The following is a 19,971-nucleotide window of genomic DNA, read 5'->3' as shown; positions in this document are numbered from 1 at the left end:
GAAGGATATGGAGAAGCAATCGCTGGTGATACTGGTGGTGCTATTAAAGGTAACCGTATCGACGTTCTAGTTGGCTCTGACGCAGCTGCTAACAAATGGGGACGTAAATCTGTTAAAGTGAAAATTTTAAAATAATCAATTACTGCTAAAAATTCAGCCAGTTCTCATATATTGAGACCTGGCTTTTACTTGTTTATATAAGCACAAATGAAAAAACATCCTTTTTTAGCCCCATGCCCATGTTTAAAACAAAGAGAGAAAATGAGTGCAGGCCTCTTTTTGTCCTTCATAGCTGCGACTTATATGTTGGAAAATCAAAATAGATATATATATAATGACGATAAGGAGGCTATACCATGAACCCACATGCAAAAGTAGACTGGATCGGTACACCTAAGCCATACATATACAAAGACGATGTAACATATGATGCGACCGCAATTGATTTTTCACTTGAACATGATGACAATCGCTATAAATTGATTGTGCTCAAGCACGATCAATCCGTTCAATATAAATTTGTGCAATACGGCACAAAGCCAGGATCACAAAAGCCATTTCCAATTGATATACCATTTCAAGAAGAAATGCTCCCGTTAGTAGAAAGAATTCTACAAGATCCCTATGTAGAAGCTTTTCGTATTTTGTAGAATCGCCGATATATCCATACAAGCGATCAATATATCATAAAGTAAAACTTTAATCAGTGGAGGCCACTGATTATTAGCCCTCACCAATCGGGCTTTTACGGGCAGCCCACCTCCCACCTAACTTCTTTACTTTTGCGGAATTTTGAGGTGGGGGTCTTAATGCCCACAAATAGCGAAAAAAAATACTACCTCTTTATATAAAAGAGATAGTATTTTCGCATTTTAATGTGTTGGACCAGATATTTCTTCTGATTTCAACGTATTATTTGCACCGAGTGAATGATATAATATTTTTCCATCTTCATTCACTGTAACAATATGCTCATTGCTAAAGCTTTTGAACTTCATAGATCCATCGCCATAGCGAATATTGTATTCTTCATATGTCGTTACTTTATATTTCGTAGAACTTTGACGTTCAACGTTACGGACTTCAAATTTTAATAAATCCTCAGTAATTCCTTTTTCCTTTAAATATTGCAGATAATCGCGGTCTTCTTTATATGATTTTCCGCTCTTATCGTAGTCATTTTCAATTAAGCTAAAGTCATTTAAAGAAATGGCACGCACGTTGTTATAAATGTGATTTCGAACAAAATCACCAACCGCAGTATCGGATGTTTGTTTTGGGAATTTTAAATAATAAGAGCTCTGATCCCCAATTTTTACACTTTCAGATTTCACAGTTCCAAAGTCTGTTTGTTTCTCTAAATATACCTCTACCGTTTCATCTGTCGGTACAGGGCCTAGTTTATACCTGCCGTAATCTAATTTCCCACGCTTTTTGCCATTTACAATGACATTAGCACTATTTTCATCAGAAGAGATTGTTACGTAGTTTCCTTCAAGTGGTAACTTCACATCCACTTTCCCTTCTTTTTCTCCAGCTAACTCAACTTCCTTTTCCGTTTCCAATTCAGTAAGATCTGCCTTCGCCTTTGCTTTTACAACATACGTCCCAGGGAAATAAGGTCCGATTTCTTTAGAAGATTTTTCACTAGAAATATCAGTTGTTTTTTTATCATTTACATATACTTCCGCAGTTTTTGCAGTTGTGCTGACTGTCATGAAATACGACTTAATACTGAACTTATATTTCGGATATAAGAACCACTCTTTCCCATCTTCTACAATTTGTCCGTCCACAAAGCCTTCTTTATCAACGAGCTTTGCATCAACCGTTTGCTTTTGTAAGTAAGACAATAATTCTTTATTGTATGAAGGATTATCCTTTAAATAACGTAAATAAGATTTAATATCTTCTGTTTTAATTTTCAAACCTGGATCATCCGATTTTACAAAAGAGTCAATTGTATTTATATCTTTTTTATTGAAAGCGTCAATTAATACATTGATTTGTTTCTCTTTCGAAAATTTATATGCCCCGAATTTATATGCACCAAACAGTAAAGCTGCCAATACAACGAATCCAATGAAGAGAATGATATTTTTCTTATTCTTCTTCGGCTGTACTTCCTGACGATATACTTCTCTCTGTACACCTGCTCTCGAAGCAACTACATTTTCTTCAATCACTTCTACTTTACTTCCGCATTCCGAACAAAAATTCAGGTGATCTGCGACTGTTTTTTTACATGTTCCACAAAACTTCAATATACTTCCCTCCTACTTTCTTGCCAATTTCATTCCAGCGAAAGCGGCCACATATGTCAGAATAAAGCTACCGAGTATTAAATACATCCAGCTGCCCTGCATAGAGAGCATCGTTCCACTCATTCCAAACATACTTGTCAAATTCCCTGAAATATCAATTTGAAACTTGGAAAGAATATTTACTAAGAGCATCATAACTGTGTAAGCACCACTACATACAGCGAGTGTTACATATATATTTGCTGTTTGTATTCTCGCTAATTTTTGTCCTACTCTAAACATAAAGAAAAACGGAATAAGAAGCAGCAACAATCCATAATGGAATGTACTATTTACATCTTCTATTTCTGCAAGATCCTCTGGCCCTGCTCCTTCAGCAATTGCAAGATCTTTTAACCCTGTTCCATTAAATGACATGCCGGATACGAATGAAAACTGCATCTCATTGTCTTTTCCTTTGTTACTCTTACCTGAAAAACCTTTTTCAAAAACAGGGCTTTTCACTTCTACTGGTGCAAGATGCGCCATATTCCATACTTGCGGCGTTACCTGCAGTGTTAACATTATACGCTGCGACGTTGTAGACGTGAACTCTTTCAATGGTTTCACACTATCTTCTTTCATAAAGAGAGCTGTTACACATAAAATAACAGCTGTTAACAAAAAGCCCTTTACCATTGCTGCTACTCCGTAATAAAGTGATGCTCCATATGGAAGTAGCTCACGGAATGCTTCGGCCATATTGTTTTGGCTTGTATGAGCAATCATTCCCAATAAACTAAAAATCGTTCCACATATAAACCCACTCACTAAACTTTTAAAGGAAGAAAATCCAACTGATACTGTTACAGCATCCATTCCTGGAATAGAGATTGATTTAGATGCAATGAAGCTAATAATAAATAAAAATAGACCATAAATAATACCCACTGTAGCTGCCATTGTCACCTGTTCACCAATTGTATTGGCAACACGTTGCTTTCCAATCCATATACCTGTTCCGCCTAAAATAATAAATGGAATTAATAATAATAGTAGAAATGGAGTATGCCAATATAAAGAAAGGATCATTCCATCTGCATCCTCAGCTGAAACCCCAAGTAAATGGTAGTTTAATAGTGTGGCTGTTGCTCCATTATAAAAACCCGATAGCATATCTAATTCACGCGCAAACTTATGAAGAAATTCTTCCGTCATCGCTGCAAATACTAAGCTTCCAATCCATCCCGCAAGTAACATAAGAACACTCGCAATAGCTCCGCCAAGTACACCAGTTCTTAAGCCGTTCTTATGTAATCCTAATTCTACTTTAGGACCTTTTTCCATGCTAGGTAACTTTACGATCTGTTCTTTTTTCTTCACGGTAAATAAAGAATAACCGCACTTTTGACAGTACAGGTTTTGCTGGGCATTTTCACTACCACAACCGCGGCAATATTTCGAGTTATCTTGTTCGAGGATTACGCTGTCTGTAGCCACTATTGCCATACTTCCTTCGTTAGGACAGTAGTTCACTTCTTCTCCATGTTGATTCCCACACATGCGACAATACATCTTACTCACTCCCCACCTTGCTTAATACCACAAACTGGACAAAAGATGGAGTCTTTTGCAATGTGCTCATTACATGATACACATGCAATCTTTTCCTCGCTAGTCTCTACTGCTAACATTGGATTTGCTTTCCCGCATGACCCGCAAAACTTATCACTGATTGATAGAGAGCCACCACATTCACATGTCACTTTCTCTCCCTGTTGCTTTTGCAGTTCAACAATTCGCTTTCGTGCCTGATAAATGGCAACATCAAATGCTTGAATTGGAGCAACTAATTGCTTTAATGATTCTTCCTTTACTCCAGTATCTCGAAGTTGAACATACACCTTTTGACCAAGATCTAATAAAACTTCTGTCTTTTTATGGAGCTGCACTTGTATTTCCTTCTTCAGTTGTGCAATCTCTTGTGCCACTTGCAGCTTCATTTTTCCCTGTTCGATTCCTTCTTGTAGCTTATTCATACCGCTACCTAGTTTCGTCTGCAAATCTGACAATTCTAATCTCCTCCTAAATAAAAAAACATATATTTAACCAAATATATCTTACCATATTTTTCTATTTTTTGGATAAGCAAATTCATTTTTTCTGTTTTCACAGCTTTTTGTTTATAATGGTAGAGGAAATAAATCTTTTGTACGGAGGAAAATTATGCTGCAACATTCAATTACGAAAGATGAAATTATGATGATCGCGAATGAATTTGTTCAAGGACTCGATCCGCAGCAAGCCGCCGATCAAGAACACGTTGCTACTGCTCGTCACTTGTATCGTAGCGGCCTTGTCTACAACGTTGATTTTGATGGCTATACGTTATCAGGTACCGTAGATGCTGAAGGAAACGTGTATAGCGTTCATATTCCGATTCGTAATATCGCAGAAAGCTATTGTGATTGCTTTGCGCCAACGCAATGTGAGCACATGCTCGCTGTTTTACTATCCGCCGCTTCTAGCTTCGGACAAGTGGGAGAAGTATTAACATTATTTAAAAATAAAACGAAACCATCACTCCCTCCGATTCGAACAGCAAGACAAGTATTACAATCGTCTGCGTTTGAAGAAACGGACTTTAAAAGTTGGCATGCATATTTTGAATCTGAATATGACGCATTTAAAAAAGAACAAGCACGGCTCTCATATAGACAAATGTATTTTCTTATGAGTATCTTTACAGACTTTTATATGAAATTAGAACGCAAAGCACCGCGCGTCGTTGCCATACATGAATTGTTCAAATTACATGGCGCACTTTTTAGCTTTCAAAAGTTATTAGAAGAAATCACGGACTTTGAGACAAACAAAACGTACTCCTATCACCAACCAATTAACGTTGTCCGCCTATTTGTCGATAAAGTTGAATCACTTGTACGTGACTTGAAATCAGAATCGATCCCGGATGAATGTGAACCGATTTTGAAAGAAACAGCTCGCCAAGTACATGGTATTTTCTTCTCTACCGATTCCTATATGCAGGAGAGGTTCTTTATTTACCGCCATATATGGGGAGAATTACTAGCAGAAGAATCTTGGATACAAGAAGAAGAAAGACGAATTGATGTGAAGATGAATCCAATCTCGAAAGCACTTGCCTCTTCTCACATATTCTTCTTAAAACAAGAAGATAATGCTGCTATGGACTTGCTCGAAACACAACCGGCGCAAGTTGTCGGCCTTTATTTCGACTGGCTCGAAGAATTACTGAGCACAATGCAATGGGAACGCGCCAAAAGTTGGCTGTCTTTCACCTATAAACAAGTGAAGAAAACAATGAATGATCAGGCCAATCCCCTTTTTGTAAAAGATATCGTTCGTTTGTTTGTCATGATGTATGAAACATATGCAACGCACACAAATGAACAAGCAGGTCTTGAGATGATTTTGCAAGAACTATTGCCATACAGCTTCACAAACTACGAGCAATATGTACTAGCAAAAAAACAATATCATGCATGGACAGAACTTCATCTCTTATATGGATTTGAAGCAATTGAATTGCTAAAAGAGCCACTGAAAGAAATCGAAAAAGAAGCACCAGAAGCAGCTCTTCCGCTCTATCATTTCGCAGCAGTGCAAGCAATTGAAGAACGGAATCGTAAGTCATACCGCCGTGCAGTCCGCTACTTAAAGAAATTGCGCATGCTCTATAAGCGGCTCAAGCGAACAGATGAATGGCACATTTTCATTGTCCAAATCGCTAACTTACATTCACGCCTAAGAGCACTACAGGAAGAACTGCGGAAAGGAAAGTTAATCGATGATCACACAAACTGAAGTAACAATTCGGCTCCAGCACGTAAGTCAAGGTTGGTTCCTTTGGGGAGAAGATGAAACCGGCAATCCTTTACCTGCAATAAATTGGAAGAAAAATGCCTTCACATGGCACACGACGTCCTTCTTTGGTACCTTTTTAAAAGAAGCTACACATGAAGGACGAAGCGGCTTCATGCTAACAAACGTTCAAGCGTTTGAATATATTGCCAAAAAACCGATGAACTCCTTTGCTGGATTGCAAATAAACGGTCCTGTGACTGCGCTTATGCCAAACGCAAAAGAGCTGTGGGATCACTTTGCGAGTGGAAATTTTGTACCCGATATCAAACGTTGGAGTGATTATCCATCATGGAAAACCATCGATGTTTCAATCCAAGATGAAACGCTTGTATCACTTTTCTCCCATGCGATTAATGAAACGATTCGGCAAGACGCTCGTTCTAGCGATGGCTGGGAAAATGCCAAACGATTATATGAACACTACGACTTTACGAAAAGACAATTGGAAACAGCACTTCATGAAGAAGATTGGTTCAGAAAGATTGGTTACATTGAAGACGATCTTCCGTTTACAATCGGACTTCGCCTCCAAGAACCACAAGATGATTTTGAACTGTGGAAGCTTGAAACGATCATCACGACAAAACGCGGAGCACATCGGATATATGTATATGACGACATCGATTCACTACCAAAAAGATGGCATAGCTATGAAGAGCGTATTAAAGAAACGCAGGAAGGATTCGGCAAGCTAGTCCCGTGGCTTCAGGAAGATGGACACTTTCGAGATGAGCTCTATGAAACAGAAGCATGGAACTTCTTAACGGAAGCGAGTAACGAATTATTAGCAGCCGGCGTTGATATTTTACTACCGTCTTGGTGGCAAAATTTAAAAGCAACGAAACCGAAATTACGTGTTCAATTGAAGCAAAGTACGAATCAAACGCAGTCCTTCTTCGGCATGAACACTCTCGTCGATTTCGACTGGCGCGTTTCTACAGATGGTATTGATCTATCAGAAAGTGAATTTTTTGACCTAGTCGAACAAAATAAACGACTCTTCAATTTAAATGGGCAATGGATGAGACTCGACCCTGCCTTTATTGAAGAAGTGAAAAAACTAATGAAACGCGCAGATAAATATGGTCTTGAAATGAAGGATGTCTTGCAGCAGCACTTATCAAACTCTGCCGAAGCAGAGATCGTAGAAGAAGACAATCCATTTACAGATATTGAAATTGAGCTAGATGGCTATTACGAAGAGCTCTTCCAAAAGCTACTCCATATCGGAGACATTCCAAAAGTTCCAATACCATCCTCCTTGCAAGCTACACTTCGCCCGTACCAAAAGCACGGTGTAGAGTGGCTCTTATACTTACGAGAGCTCGGATTTGGAGCGTTGCTAGCGGATGATATGGGTCTTGGAAAAAGCATCCAAACCATTACTTACTTATTATACGTGAAAGAAAATCGCCTCCAAACAGGTCCGGCGCTAATCGTAGCACCAACGTCTGTTCTTGGAAATTGGCAGAAAGAATTTGAACGCTTTGCGCCGAATTTACAGGTTCAATTACATTATGGAAGCAACCGTTCAAAAGGCGATTCATTTAAGGACTTTCTTCAAGGTACAGATGTTGTATTAACTTCTTATGCTTTAGCACAACTTGATGAAGAAGAGTTAAACGCGCAGTGCTGGGATGCAATCATTCTGGATGAGGCACAGAATATTAAGAACCCGCAAACGAAACAATCTAGAGCGGTTCGTAATTTACGAGCAAATCACAAAATCGCTTTAACAGGTACGCCAATGGAAAACCGTTTAGCAGAGTTATGGTCTATTTTTGACTTCTTGAATCACGGATATCTTGGTAGCCTAGGACAGTTTCAGCGCCGCTTCGTAACACCGATTGAAAAAGATCGTGATGAAGCGAAAATTCAGCAAGTACAAAGATTCATCTCACCGTTCTTACTGCGCCGGACAAAGCAAGATCAAACAGTCGCATTAAACTTACCGGACAAACAAGAACAGAAAGCATACTGTCCGCTAACAGGTGAGCAAGCATCACTATATGAACAGCTCGTACAAGATACGCTGCAAAATGTTGAAGGCTTAACAGGCATTGAAAGACGCGGCTTTATTTTAATGATGCTCAGTAAGCTAAAGCAAATTTGTAATCATCCTGCTCTTTACTTAAAAGAAGAAGTGCCGAAAGATATTGTGCAGCGTTCCATGAAGACCCAAACATTAATGGATCTCATTGAAAATATAAAAGATCAAAATGAAAGCTGCTTAATTTTCACGCAATATATCGGGATGGGCAATATGTTACAGAAAATATTAGAGGAGAAATTCGGTCAGCGTGTTCTCTTCCTAAACGGTAGTGTACCAAAAACAGAACGTGATAAGATGATCGAACAGTTCCAAAATGGAACATATGACATCTTCATCCTATCCTTAAAGGCTGGCGGCACAGGTCTAAATTTAACTGCCGCAAACCATGTCATTCACTATGATCGCTGGTGGAATCCAGCTGTAGAAAATCAAGCAACAGACCGCGCTTATCGCATCGGTCAAAAGCGATTTGTACACGTTCATAAACTCATTACAACAGGTACACTTGAAGAAAAAATCGATGAAATGCTAGAGCGGAAACAATCGCTAAGTAGCGCCATTATCACAAGTGACAGCTGGATGACCGAACTATCAACAGACGAATTGAAAGAACTACTCGGTGTATAACACCACGTCGTATATTGTCGGACGGTCGATACATTTTGGAAACCACCGATACACGCGACAAGATACGATCAGTATATGAAAAAGGAGCTATCCCGAAGGGTTAGCTCCTTTTTCTATGCCAAAACCAATTGCTGATTATAATTCCTGTCAATCCGCCCGACGTATCTAAAACAGAATCTTGCCACATCGGTGTACGGTCACCTGTAAACCCTTGATGAATTTCATCGAATGTTGCATATCCAGCAACAATGAGAAGCGCGAATACGAAGGAACGCATTCTTGAACAACCAGAGCGATGAAATGCATAATACGAAAGCATGCCAAGAATCATGAATACTGTGAAGTGAGCTCCTTTACGAAGGAAGAACTCAACAAAACCCCCAACACCTTTATTTTCAATGCTAACTGGTGTTCCTCCGCCATAGTCAATCGATACACCAGATAATTTTTCTTCCACAAATTGAGACGGAACATACTTTTCAATATCTGAACGCATATCCTGCTTCTTATAAGGCTGTGCTGAAGAATAAAAAATAATCCCCATCCATAATAAAACGGGAATCCAAACTAACCATTTACGATTCATCTTTAGAAACTCCTCTCTTATTCTTCTAAGAGTACCAAAAAAAAGAAAAAATTTCACGCCAAAATATGACCGTTTCTCCCTATATATATGACGAAAAGGGGGTGAAAAAATGGCAATCGAAACGATTGTAACTGATTTAAGTTTGCGCCTTGTTCTAAACGGCGGCACAGACACAAATGGAAAAGCAATTCTAAAAAACAAACAGTTTAAACGAGTAAACTCAAATGCCGATGTAGCAAAGGTTCATGAAGTAGGACTTGCTCTTGCTTCATTACAAGAATTAAAGCTTCATGCTGTTCAGCTTTTAAGCACATCTGATATCTCGAATCCGTAAAATTTTAATGAAAAGGAGGTAACCGACAATGACAGTACTCGAGCTAATTTTCTTGAAAGAGGATGGAAAAACCGTCGTCTTTTCCATCGACAATCCGATTACACCTGTGAATGAACAAACCATTAACCAAGTGATGGACACGATTCTCTCCTCTGCAATTTTCTTATCGCTTAGTGGGAACACTCGTAAAAAGGGAGCACGCCTTGTTGAAAAGACAGTATCAGAAGTAACGCTTGCTCCTTAAACAAAAAAGACGAAGCCGCATTACTTTGCAGCTTCGTCTTTTTTCTTCGGCATTTCGATTGGAATAAAAATGTGAGAAAATCCAACCGAGACATATCTATAATTTTCCTTCCCGATTGTAAATTCCGTCGTATAAGTCGAGAAGAAAACATAATCGCTTCGCTCTGTATAATGATTAATCAACACATCAACTTGCGGCTCTACATATTTCTTTGCTAACTTCTTACCAATTGTCGCAAGCTCGCCAACAAGTCCATCTGGATCTCCTTCTTCAACCTCTGTTAACTTTTTACTAATATCATTGCGATTCATAAATTGCTTTGCTGCCCACTCTGTATATTCTCCTTTACTCGGGTTACTGTTTGCTAAATATACAAAAAGAACAACAATAAGTGCCATAATAATAATATATTTCTTTTTCATACTTTATCACCGCCTTACTATTTCTATTTTCATATATATGTACAAGCGATGCAAATTAGAAAACTTGCTATTTATAAAATAACTCAAAACCTCACATAAAATTTACAAATATTTACAAATAATTAAAGTTATTTTTATATTTTATCTATATACTAAAATGTGTAAACTAATACTTTTAAAGGAGGCTTTTCAGTTGCATGATCTAACAAATCTTCACGCTATTTCTAGTTCTATAATGATACTGCAGCCTTACGAAGATCCTTTTTATCGTACTCAAATTCATACCACCAAAGGAATTCTCTACTCACCGAAAACGCCATTGGAGCTAATAAAAGAATTAATCATCTCACACAATTATTCCACATACGAAGGAAGACGAAAAGCAATTATTAAAAAATGGGATTTACACCAAAATACACCTATCCCAATTAATCATCGTCGTTTTATTTGTGCCATTCCGACAAAATCACCTGCCGCCTGGGATTGCATCTGGGTTTTCTATAAAAGTATTAAGCAAATTAAAAAAAACGCCAAAAAACAGGCTGTACTATATTTTTGTAATGGGGAAATAGAAACTCTACCCATTAGCTATTATCAAATGAAGTTGCAATGGAGAAAGGCCGGTAATATTTTAGCACAAATGATTATGGAAGATTTTCATAACGATTTCTAATACTAGCTATGCAACGGAGACAAAATATATTCCTTTGTCTCCGTTGCATTCTTACTCTACCTCAGCACGCATCTTCTCCAGCGCCTGCCGATATATCCATCTCACTTGATGATACGTCATTCCCTTTTCTTCCGCAATTTCATGTATCTTCTTTCCCGCATAAAAACGTTCCGAAATAATATATTTCTCTTTCTCATCTAACAACTCAATATAATCCTGAGCTTCTGCTGATACTTCTGCCCCGCATACATTTTGCAAAATTTCCTGTCCGGCAAATGTATGCCGCTTTTGAAATCGATTTTCTTTCTTTAACTTCTCTAATAAATATCCACGAACTGTTACGAATGCATATGCTGAAAAAGTACCTTTCTCCTCCTCATACCTTTCATATGCCATCCAAAGTCCAATTAAGCCGCATTGATAATATTCATCATAATCCCGATACAAACAAAGCTTTTTCATTTGATTTTTAATCATCTTTCCATACAAGGTAACTGCTTCAGTAAAGGTGGCCGGTTTCATATTATACCTGTTTCTAAAAGGTATACCTCTTTGTTATTCCGCGGTACCTTTACAATAAAAGAGAATAAGAGAGATTTCATGGAAGGTTATTTAAAATTCTGTATAGGGAAATTTCAAATATGGGGTCTAGTATTTCAAGTACATACAAAAATAAAAAACGGCTCCATATGAGCCGTTTTCATGAATATGTCTTATATTACGCTTTCGGGAACATACCGCCGATTGCACTGAATCCCAATGTTAAAATAAAGAATACAACAACAAGAATAGTTGCTTGTTTCTTACTTAAACCAGCCGTAATGTGTAATCCTAATCCAGTTACGACTAATGCCCAAATTGCAAATACCTCAAATTGTTTTAGGACGCCATATACAACGCCACCAGTAGAAGCGAATAACGGCCCTAAACCTGTATACATTTCTTGACCATTCCCACCAAGAATAAACGCCAGGATCATATTTATAATTCCACCAAGAATACTAATAATACTAGAATACACTGTAATTGCTAATAACTTTTTATAAGGAGTATCATTGCTCATAAACATCATTAACACTTTATACACAACTGTACCAAGAAAGAATGTAAGCATTATAACAAGAGCTGAAAAGAGAAAGCCGCCACCTAAAGTAAATGCCAATGGCACTTCAATACCAAGCTCTTTATTGGCCGCCATAGACGCAGGATCTTGAGAATATAAGTACGCCGCAAGAGCCCCCATAATACCGCCTAATACGGTCATTAACCAAAATGCACCCCATACTGCATTACTATTCTTCATTCTCTCAAACTGCAAACCTGGAGATGTAATCATTCCTAGTAACGATGGTTTTTCCCCGCCAACCTTTTGCGTATTAACATTCGGTTCCATTCTAACAACCTCCTTGTATTTATATAACCCGTTCTAACGGGCGGTTCACATCCTCACTACTCGAGGCGGCGAACCGCCCACTAGAACAAGATATATGTGTAGTAGAGAGACTCTCTCTACTACACTAATAACCTATTCATAACGAAGTGCTTCAATTGGATCTAATTTCGCTGCTTTGTTCGCTGGAATTAATCCGAAGATAATACCAAGCGTCATCGAGAATAACACGCCGCCAACGACAACTTCCCATGAAACGAGCGGCGGCCATTTCGCAAATGAAGAAACGATATATGCGCCTCCATAACCGAGACCGATTCCAATTAATCCACCAAGCAGCGTTAACATAACGGCTTCAATTAAGAATTGCAGCAAGATTTTACTACGCGTTGCTCCAAGTGCTTTACGTACCCCAATTTCACGTGTACGCTCTGTTACAGACACGAGCATGATGTTCATAACCCCAATACCACCAACAACTAGTGAAATACCAGCGATACCGCCGATAATCATCGTCATGATGCCCGTCATTTTTGAAATACCTTCTTGAATTTCTTTTAAATTCATAACTTCGTATTTACCAGATGCATCACTTGGCTTACGACTATTTAATACATCAGCAGCTTTTTTACCCGCTTTTTCTAAATCATCCACATTTTTTGCTTGAACAGAAATGCTTTGAATCTCGTCTTTTCCATATAACGTTGGCCACAATGTAATTGGAATTAAAGCTTCCGATGGCCCCATTCCCATAAACTCATTATCTGATTTATAGACACCAATAATTTGCATCGGTTGTCCTTTCATCTCAATGATTTTACCGACTGAACTTTCTTTTTTGAAGACCTTTTCTTCCATACTCTTACTGATCATCACGACGTTATTACCTTGCGCAATATCTGATTCTTGTAAGGAGCGGCCTTTTATTACTTTCACTTTATTTACTGAGAAGTACTCACTATCTAATCCTGTAATACTCACCATCTCTTTTTTATCCTCTATATCGAGTGGCTCCATACTTGAATTTGTTGTAAGAACATGCGCAATCTCTGGAAGTTTTTTTATTTCAAAAATATCTTCCTCAGTTAACTTGGGTTGTTCCATCATTTCCATACCAAACGGATCATTTATATCCGCACTATAGTGAATTGGGATTACGTTATTACCAGATCCAACGAATTGCGACTTTAATGCCGCTTCCCCGCCTTGCCCAATCGCAACAACAGTAATAATGGAACCGACGCCGATAATAATTCCGAGCATCGTAAGTGCTGAGCGCAGTTTATGAGCTAGAATAGAAGATAGGGCAATTTTTATACTATCTAGTAAACTCATACCGCACACCTTCTATCTTCTGTAATTTTCCCGTCTCTTAGCACGATTCGGCGCGAAGAATACGCAGCAACTTCCTCTTCATGCGTAACCATAACGATTGTCGTACCTTCTGCGTTTAACTTTGTGAAAATGTCCATTACCTGTTCCCCAGATTTTGTATCAAGAGCACCGGTTGGCTCATCGGCCATAATAAACGTCGGATCATTTGCAATCGATCTTGCAATCGCCACACGCTGCTTTTGCCCACCTGAAAGTTCACTTGGCAGGTGATGTACGCGATCTGACAATCCAACTTTTCCAAGTGCTTCAAGAGCTCTCTGGCGGCGCTCAGCTTTCTTCACACCACCGTATATAAGTGGAAGTTCTACATTTTCTACTGCTGAAAGACGTGGCAGTAGGTTAAAATGCTGAAATACAAAGCCAATATATTCATTACGAATGAGGGCAAGTTTCGCCTCGTCTGCTGTTAAGATATTCACATCGTTTAACATATATTCGCCTTCTGTTGGACGATCTAAACAACCGATAATATTCATGAGCGTCGATTTCCCTGAACCAGATGGTCCCATAATCGAAACAAACTCACCGCTTTGAATCGTTAAACTAATCCCATGCAAAATCGGTACCGCCAGTTTCCCTTGATAATATGTTTTATGAATATTGTTTAACGTAATCATTTTTCTTTCACTTCCATTCCGTCATACACGTTGTCGGAAGGATTTTTAACCACCTTTTGCCCCACTGTTACGCCTTCAAGAACTTCTGTCCAATCTCCATCAGTAGAACCTTTTTTCACATTTTGTTTACGAAGTTTTCCTTTTTCTTCTACATAAACAAATGGATCACCATCTTTTTCTACAATGCTCTTACTAGGAACAGCAATCATCTTCTTGTTTTCTAGGTTTACTTGTAGAGATACATGATAGCCTGGAGATAAACCTTCTTGCCCATCTAAACTAGCTTTATATGTATACTGAGACATGCTTTGTGTTCCCTCACCAGCACCAGCTGCTTGAGCCATCTCTGCACTTGTCGGGAATTCACTTACTTCTGTAATTTTACCTGTCCATTTCTTCTTACCATTTGCTTTTGCAGTTGCAGTAAATGTTTGGTCTTGTTGGATTTGTGATTTTTGAAGTTCTGTTAACGTCCCTTGAATTTGGAATGGATCTTTAGATGCAATTTGTAAAAATGCTTTTCCTTGTCCGCCCATCGCTTGCGCTGAACTTTGCGCTGCATCTTTATCTAACTTTTGTACAACACCAGCAAAATTACTATAAATTGTGAGTTCACCTTGTTTTTTCTTTAATTCTTCTGCTTGTAATTGACCTTTTTCTTTCTCAAGGTCAGTTGTTTTTTGCTGTATTTCTAGTTCACTTACTTGCTCTTCTAACGGATCTGTTACCTCTTTCCCAGCACCGCTATCTTTTGCTTTCTTAATCTCTTTCTTTAGTGAATCTATTTTCTTTTGCCCTTGATCATAGCGCATACTCGCCATTTTTTGATCAAGCTCAGCTTGCTTAATTTGTAGATTGATTTCTTCATTATCGTACGAGAATAATTTCGTTCCCTTTTCTACTTCTTGTCCTTCTTTCACCGCAATATCCTTCACTTTTCCTTTTGTTGAATCTGCGTAGAAGCTTTCAATATTCCCAGGTTTTACTTGTCCGGAAATCAACTTTGTATTATTGAGTGTACGTTCTGTTACTTTCTCAAAACTAACAGCGTCAGCGCCTCCCTTTGCTACACCCTTTTTCTTCCCTTGCATCACAAAAATATTGACGGCTACAATGGCAACAATTAATACAATAGCCCCAGCGATAATCCATTTCTTCTTTTTGTTTGGAGTACGAACGGTATTTGGTAACATATTCTCGCTCCTTCTATATCTTTATATAATGATTATTTAATTGTATAAAACTTTCAGAGAAATGTAATTATATAAATCCAAATTAAAAAACTGACATAAACCCTTTCCTTTTAGGCGGGAGAGAACATTCGGTCATGCATAGAAGCAGTCAAATCTTCTTCCGGCCCCATGCGAAGTTCAAACAGAGAAAGCCAACGGGTGCAAGTCACCTTTCTCCTTCTTAGTAGCGACTTATACGCTGAAAAATCAAAATGGATTTATATATATTTTTACATTATTACGCTTTCTTTACAAAGTTTTACACCATCACTTATATTGTAACAAAAATACCAATGTTTAGAAATATAACTACTTATCTTTTAAGCAAGTTTTAAGAAACCTAAAAGATATATGAAAAGATGGTAGCTTTCATACTATAAGTTCTAAAAAAACCGCCTTACATAAGGCGGTTTGGACGTTTCCTCCAAGTACTCGACTTTGCTTGATCCAAATCATACTCTAACGGAAGAGTTGTCACGTCTTTCCTCATCTCACGCGGAATATTCTTTTCTACCGTTTGAAATGCTGCATATTCATCAGTTCGCATTGCCCTTTGAACAATACCATCTGGGTTATCACCTTGCTTGTCCAACATCCAGCCAGTTTCACTATTTAACTGTTTGCGAAATTCCTCTTTTGCCCCTTCATCTGGAAACATACTTCCGTTCACTTTCAAATATGTTTCGACTCTCATCGGAAGCCACTCCACTTCATAATCTTCTACTAAACAAATCCCAATCCCTATCGGCGTACTACGAACGACAAAATCAAATGTACAATCTTGCTGTGTGACTGTTGCGGAACAGAATAAAAATGTTTCTACTTCTGATACAAAAATTCCCACTTTTCAGCATCTCCTTTATACATATTAATTTGCCTTGCTAATTTCTTCTAAATTTTAACATTTCCGTTTGAAGATATTGTAAAATAAATGTTAAGTTTCTATATATGATGGATAAATAATTTCATTCTACTGTTTACACAAACATTTGATTAAAAAAGAGAACCTATCAATTGATAGATTCTCCTTCCATAGACTATTATGCAATTTTACCTTCAGGACCTTTTCTCTCGTGTCCACGTTGAACGATCAATAGGAATAATGTTGATAAAATACCACCTGCTAATAGTAAGATGAAGCAACCATCCCAACCAGAGCTATCAACCATAAATCCAATGATTAGGTTTGCTGTAAGGCTTCCTCCTACATAAGCGAATAGACCACACATACCAACTGTTGTACCTACTGCAAATTTCGGCACTAATTCCATTGCACTTAAACCAATTAGGAACTGAGGTACATAAATTAAACAACCAATGATAGAAACCGCAATACTCACAACAAGTACGCTAGTGGCTTGCCAATATACAAACGTTCCAATAACAACACCTACCATACTGATAACACATAATGGCATACGTTTTCCTTTAAATAATTTATCACTTAAGAAACCAACGATTAAGGAACTTGGAATCGCCATTCCTTCAAAAATAGAGTACGCTGCATGTGACTGTGCTTGCGTAAATCCTTTAACAGTTGTTAAGTAAATTGGTACCCAGTTAATAACACCGAAACGAATTAAGTAAACAAATGCGTTCGCAATACATAAGTACCAAACAAATTTGTTTTTCACTACATATTTCATCAAAATTTCTTTTGGTGACATTTTGTTTGCATTGTCTGCTTTTTCAAGATTTTCATAGTCATTACGATATTCTTCAATTGGTGGAAGACCGACAGATTCTGGTGTATCCTTTGCATTCACCCACATAAGAACTGAAATTACCATTGCAATTATCGCCGGGAAGATAAACACGCCGGCTTGCCAATGACTTTCACCGAAAATACCTACACCAATACCAACAAGTGGTGGTACAAGCATTCCGCCGACGTTATGTGAAATATTCCAAAGTCCTGTTTTTGTACCACGCTCTTTTTTCGAGAACCACTTTGTCATTACGGTACTACAAGGCGGTGCCCCCATTCCTTGAAAAATATTATTGAAAACTAATAATGTTAAAATCATTCCAAATGAAGATGCAAAACCAAAACAAATATTTATAATTGCCGATAAGAATAAACCAACCGCAATAAAACGCTGAGCATACGCTTTATCTGATAAATTTCCCATAAAGAACTTACTTAGTCCATACACAATCGCCACAACGGAACCTAATAAACCAATTTCCGTTGTACTAAAACCGTATTCTTTCATTAAATACGTACTAGATAACGTAAAGTTACTACGAACTAAATAATACGCTGCATATCCAACTGAAATACCGATTAACATACGAATACGAAGGAGTCTGTATACTTTATCAATCATATTCGCTGGCAATCTTTCTATAGCTGGTGCTGGTTTCAACCACTTAAACATACCATCTCTTCTCCTTTTCTTATTTCTGAGAGAGACGTTGTCTATTCCATATCTCGATAACCCCACTATTTGATATATCCTTATTTGTTCTTCTAACAGGCTGACCTTCTATTTCTTTCTCGTTCTTCGCAAGCATCGTTGGTACGCCAAACGAAACCTTTTCTAAAATATGCCCCGCTTCTTCTGATAGACAATAATCAATAAATAAATCCGCTACAATACCACTCGGTGCATGTTTCAGTTTCGAAATCGCATTGACAGATAATCCTGTCTGCGCTGGAACTTTGCTTACCATCGGAAAGCCTTGTTTTTGAAGCATCCGTTGATCTCCCATAAAATTAATACCGATCATATATTCACCGCTCGCAACATACTCTGCAGGCATGTAACCATTCATCGTTACTTCTGCCACTTGCCTAGCAAGACTCTTTACATAACCTTTAGCCTCTTCTTCGCCGAACATATCAATAAGCGATCCAAAAAACGTATATGCTGTTCCTGATATATTTGGGTCAGGCATGACAATCTTTCCGGCATATGCAGGGTTTAATAAGTCTTTCCACTCTGATGGGTAGGAAAGACCAAGCGGCTCTATTTCCTGCTTCCACCGCTCTTTATTTATAGCGATGGCAAGCTGTTCCACTTCATAGCCATACCAAAAACGATCCTTGTCTTTAACAGTTTTTGAAATGCTAGTTGCATGCTTACTTGTAACAGGAATCGATAAGTCTTTTTGCTTCATCATTTGATGTGCATCTACTGTGCCACCGATGATAATATCCGCCTTCGGGTTTCCTGCTTCTCCTTCTACTCTCCTAAGAATCTCTTCTGTAGAAAGACGAATAAATTCATACGTGCACCCACGTGATTTACAAAACGATGATAAAAGCGCTTCACCGACTTCTTCACGCGCTGCTACATACGCAATAAGGTGGCGATCTTTTAAATTTGGAAGACCATCTTTATTATATTTAATAGAGGTAGTATCTCGAGAGCAACTAGACATCGCTCCTCCAATTACTAGCAAAAAGAAGAAAAAGGCTATCTTTCTCATGAAACATTCTCCTTTACAAATAGATTTGCTAGGGAGCCTTTCATATACATCACATTCCCATTATTATCGCCAAGGTATTGAACGACAAAGTAAGAAGGATATACAGAAATCGTTAAAATATCCTCGCGTTCATTCTTCACATGCTTACCATTTTGATAAGCGGTAATATAGACGATTGGATCCTTCTGTGATTGCAGCAATTTCTGAATTTCTCCGTAGTCTGTAATTTGCTTCGCTTGCCGAATAGAATCAAGTATTGGCGCAAGATTCGTAGTACGCACTACATCGCCTTGCCGCACTATGACTTCCTTCGCCTCTGCAAAGAAATTGCTAATAGACTCCGGCGTATAATACAAGCTCAGCAAATACGTTTGAAATGCGGAAATCATTGGATCCATGCCTTGCTTTCCGTATACATTTGCCCCGTACTGGAACAAGTCACCTACTGCAAAAGTACGCCTATGCCCATTCAAGTACGTTACTTCTCCAGTAAATACTTGTTCGCGTGCCTTCGCTTCTGTTTGTTCCATTCGAATCTTATCAAAGAATGCAACAATCGCATGTAGACGAACTTCATCTGTTACAACTACTTCTCCCCACTTCTCATGTCTTACTCTCACTTCAGTAGGAAGAGATTCACTTGCTCTTTCTAAAACGACCTGCTTGTCATCCAAGGTTGTCACGCGGTTATACAATTGCTTCTCTAAACAATAAAACAAAATAAGAGCAGCAATCGTACAAAAGACAAACAAGAGAATTTGAAATGATAGCCTTTTCATTTCTGCCTACCTCCACAATAAAAAAACGTTGTTTC

General features: G+C 38.2%; 21 protein-coding genes. 7 read left to right on the top strand and 14 right to left on the bottom strand.

Annotated features, from left to right (window positions below):
• The coding region (locus tag J4P91_RS09065) for a 3D domain-containing protein (RefSeq protein WP_207993754.1) at positions 1–135 on the top strand (135 nt) is incomplete at its 5' end.
• A gap of 221 nt (positions 136–356) precedes the next feature.
• Positions 357–650: a DUF3910 family protein gene (locus J4P91_RS09060; RefSeq protein WP_207993748.1), complete on the top strand. Its 294-nt coding sequence runs from the start codon at positions 357–359 to the stop codon at positions 648–650.
• 222 nt (positions 651–872) lie between these two features.
• Here J4P91_RS09060 and J4P91_RS09055 read toward each other — a convergent pair whose 3' ends face one another.
• Genes J4P91_RS09055 through J4P91_RS09045 form a run of 3 tightly spaced genes read right to left on the bottom strand, consistent with a single transcriptional unit; the run spans position 873 to position 4,315 of the window.
• Positions 873–2,264 carry a zinc ribbon domain-containing protein gene (locus J4P91_RS09055; RefSeq protein ID WP_207993747.1) on the bottom strand — a complete coding sequence of 464 codons (1,392 nt, stop codon included), beginning with the start codon at positions 2,262–2,264 and terminating at the stop codon, positions 873–875.
• Positions 2,265–2,276: 12 nt separating this feature from the next.
• A complete protein-coding gene (locus J4P91_RS09050) occupies positions 2,277–3,818 on the bottom strand; it encodes a zinc ribbon domain-containing protein (RefSeq protein WP_207993745.1) in 1,542 nt (513 codons plus the stop codon).
• A 5-nt stretch (positions 3,819–3,823) separates the two neighbouring features.
• Positions 3,824–4,315 carry a zinc ribbon domain-containing protein gene (locus J4P91_RS09045; RefSeq protein WP_207993743.1) on the bottom strand — a complete coding sequence of 164 codons (492 nt, stop codon included), beginning with the start codon at positions 4,313–4,315 and terminating at the stop codon, positions 3,824–3,826.
• Between the two features lie 154 nt (positions 4,316–4,469).
• Between J4P91_RS09045 and J4P91_RS09040 the strand changes: the two genes are divergently transcribed.
• Together J4P91_RS09040 and J4P91_RS09035 are read left to right on the top strand one after the other, a co-directional pair.
• Positions 4,470–6,089, top strand: coding sequence for an SWIM zinc finger family protein (locus J4P91_RS09040; protein WP_207993741.1), 1,620 nt, complete (start codon positions 4,470–4,472; stop codon positions 6,087–6,089).
• Positions 6,073–8,829, top strand: coding sequence for a DEAD/DEAH box helicase (locus tag J4P91_RS09035; RefSeq protein WP_207993739.1), 2,757 nt, complete (start codon positions 6,073–6,075; stop codon positions 8,827–8,829). The genes J4P91_RS09040 and J4P91_RS09035 overlap by 17 nt, the downstream gene beginning before the upstream one ends.
• A gap of 100 nt (positions 8,830–8,929) precedes the next feature.
• On the opposite strand, the gene J4P91_RS09030 is transcribed toward J4P91_RS09035, so the two are convergent.
• On the bottom strand, positions 8,930–9,415 hold the full coding sequence (locus J4P91_RS09030; protein ID WP_207993738.1) for a VanZ family protein: 486 nt from the start codon (positions 9,413–9,415) through the stop codon (positions 8,930–8,932).
• A 109-nt stretch (positions 9,416–9,524) separates the two neighbouring features.
• Here J4P91_RS09030 and J4P91_RS09025 point away from each other — a divergent pair, with 109 nt between their 5' ends.
• The gene (locus tag J4P91_RS09025; protein ID WP_017153491.1) at positions 9,525–9,749 is read left to right on the top strand and encodes a DUF1659 domain-containing protein; all 225 of its coding nucleotides are present in this window, start codon (positions 9,525–9,527) and stop codon (positions 9,747–9,749) included.
• 28 nt (positions 9,750–9,777) lie between these two features.
• The gene (locus J4P91_RS09020; RefSeq protein WP_207993737.1) at positions 9,778–9,993 is read left to right on the top strand and encodes a DUF2922 domain-containing protein; all 216 of its coding nucleotides are present in this window, start codon (positions 9,778–9,780) and stop codon (positions 9,991–9,993) included.
• A 20-nt stretch (positions 9,994–10,013) separates the two neighbouring features.
• Here the strand turns inward: J4P91_RS09020 and J4P91_RS09015 are convergent, their stop codons facing one another.
• Positions 10,014–10,415 carry a DUF4359 domain-containing protein gene (locus tag J4P91_RS09015; protein WP_207993736.1) on the bottom strand — a complete coding sequence of 134 codons (402 nt, stop codon included), beginning with the start codon at positions 10,413–10,415 and terminating at the stop codon, positions 10,014–10,016.
• A 193-nt stretch (positions 10,416–10,608) separates the two neighbouring features.
• Here J4P91_RS09015 and J4P91_RS09010 point away from each other — a divergent pair, with 193 nt between their 5' ends.
• Positions 10,609–11,088 carry a competence protein ComK gene (locus J4P91_RS09010; protein WP_243763773.1) on the top strand — a complete coding sequence of 160 codons (480 nt, stop codon included), beginning with the start codon at positions 10,609–10,611 and terminating at the stop codon, positions 11,086–11,088.
• 51 nt (positions 11,089–11,139) lie between these two features.
• Here the strand turns inward: J4P91_RS09010 and J4P91_RS09005 are convergent, their stop codons facing one another.
• From J4P91_RS09005 to J4P91_RS08965, 9 genes are all read right to left on the bottom strand, one after another.
• Entirely contained in the window at positions 11,140–11,610 is a 471-nt protein-coding gene (locus J4P91_RS09005) for a sigma-70 family RNA polymerase sigma factor (RefSeq protein WP_207993734.1), read from the bottom strand.
• 196 nt (positions 11,611–11,806) lie between these two features.
• Positions 11,807–12,481, bottom strand: coding sequence for a YknW family membrane protein (yknW, locus tag J4P91_RS09000; RefSeq protein WP_207993732.1), 675 nt, complete (start codon positions 12,479–12,481; stop codon positions 11,807–11,809).
• 132 nt (positions 12,482–12,613) lie between these two features.
• A complete protein-coding gene (locus tag J4P91_RS08995) occupies positions 12,614–13,813 on the bottom strand; it encodes an ABC transporter permease (RefSeq protein WP_207993730.1) in 1,200 nt (399 codons plus the stop codon).
• Positions 13,810–14,490, bottom strand: a complete 681-nt coding sequence (locus J4P91_RS08990) for an ABC transporter ATP-binding protein (RefSeq protein WP_098338309.1) — start codon at positions 14,488–14,490, stop codon at positions 13,810–13,812. The genes J4P91_RS08995 and J4P91_RS08990 overlap by 4 nt, the downstream gene beginning before the upstream one ends.
• Positions 14,487–15,683 carry an efflux RND transporter periplasmic adaptor subunit gene (locus J4P91_RS08985; RefSeq protein ID WP_207993729.1) on the bottom strand — a complete coding sequence of 399 codons (1,197 nt, stop codon included), beginning with the start codon at positions 15,681–15,683 and terminating at the stop codon, positions 14,487–14,489. The genes J4P91_RS08990 and J4P91_RS08985 overlap by 4 nt, the downstream gene beginning before the upstream one ends.
• Before the next feature lie 436 nt (positions 15,684–16,119).
• Complete coding sequence (locus J4P91_RS08980; protein WP_207993728.1) at positions 16,120–16,566, bottom strand: hypothetical protein; 447 nt, start codon at positions 16,564–16,566, stop codon at positions 16,120–16,122.
• A gap of 196 nt (positions 16,567–16,762) precedes the next feature.
• The gene (gene pgtP / locus J4P91_RS08975; protein ID WP_207993727.1) at positions 16,763–18,103 is read right to left on the bottom strand and encodes an MFS transporter; all 1,341 of its coding nucleotides are present in this window, start codon (positions 18,101–18,103) and stop codon (positions 16,763–16,765) included.
• A 19-nt stretch (positions 18,104–18,122) separates the two neighbouring features.
• On the bottom strand, positions 18,123–19,157 hold the full coding sequence (locus J4P91_RS08970; protein WP_207993726.1) for an ABC transporter substrate-binding protein: 1,035 nt from the start codon (positions 19,155–19,157) through the stop codon (positions 18,123–18,125).
• Positions 19,154–19,936, bottom strand: a complete 783-nt coding sequence (locus tag J4P91_RS08965; protein ID WP_207993725.1) for a DUF3919 family protein — start codon at positions 19,934–19,936, stop codon at positions 19,154–19,156. The genes J4P91_RS08970 and J4P91_RS08965 overlap by 4 nt, the downstream gene beginning before the upstream one ends.
• Positions 19,937–19,971 lie beyond the last annotated feature (35 nt).

Origin of the sequence: Bacillus sp. XF8, from assembly GCF_017498755.1 — a bacterium.
In the GTDB taxonomy this organism is placed as follows: Bacteria; Bacillota; Bacilli; order Bacillales; family Bacillaceae_G; genus Bacillus_A; species Bacillus_A bingmayongensis.
Note: the sequence above shows the minus strand (reverse complement) of the source record. Positions and strands in the feature narration are given on the sequence as shown.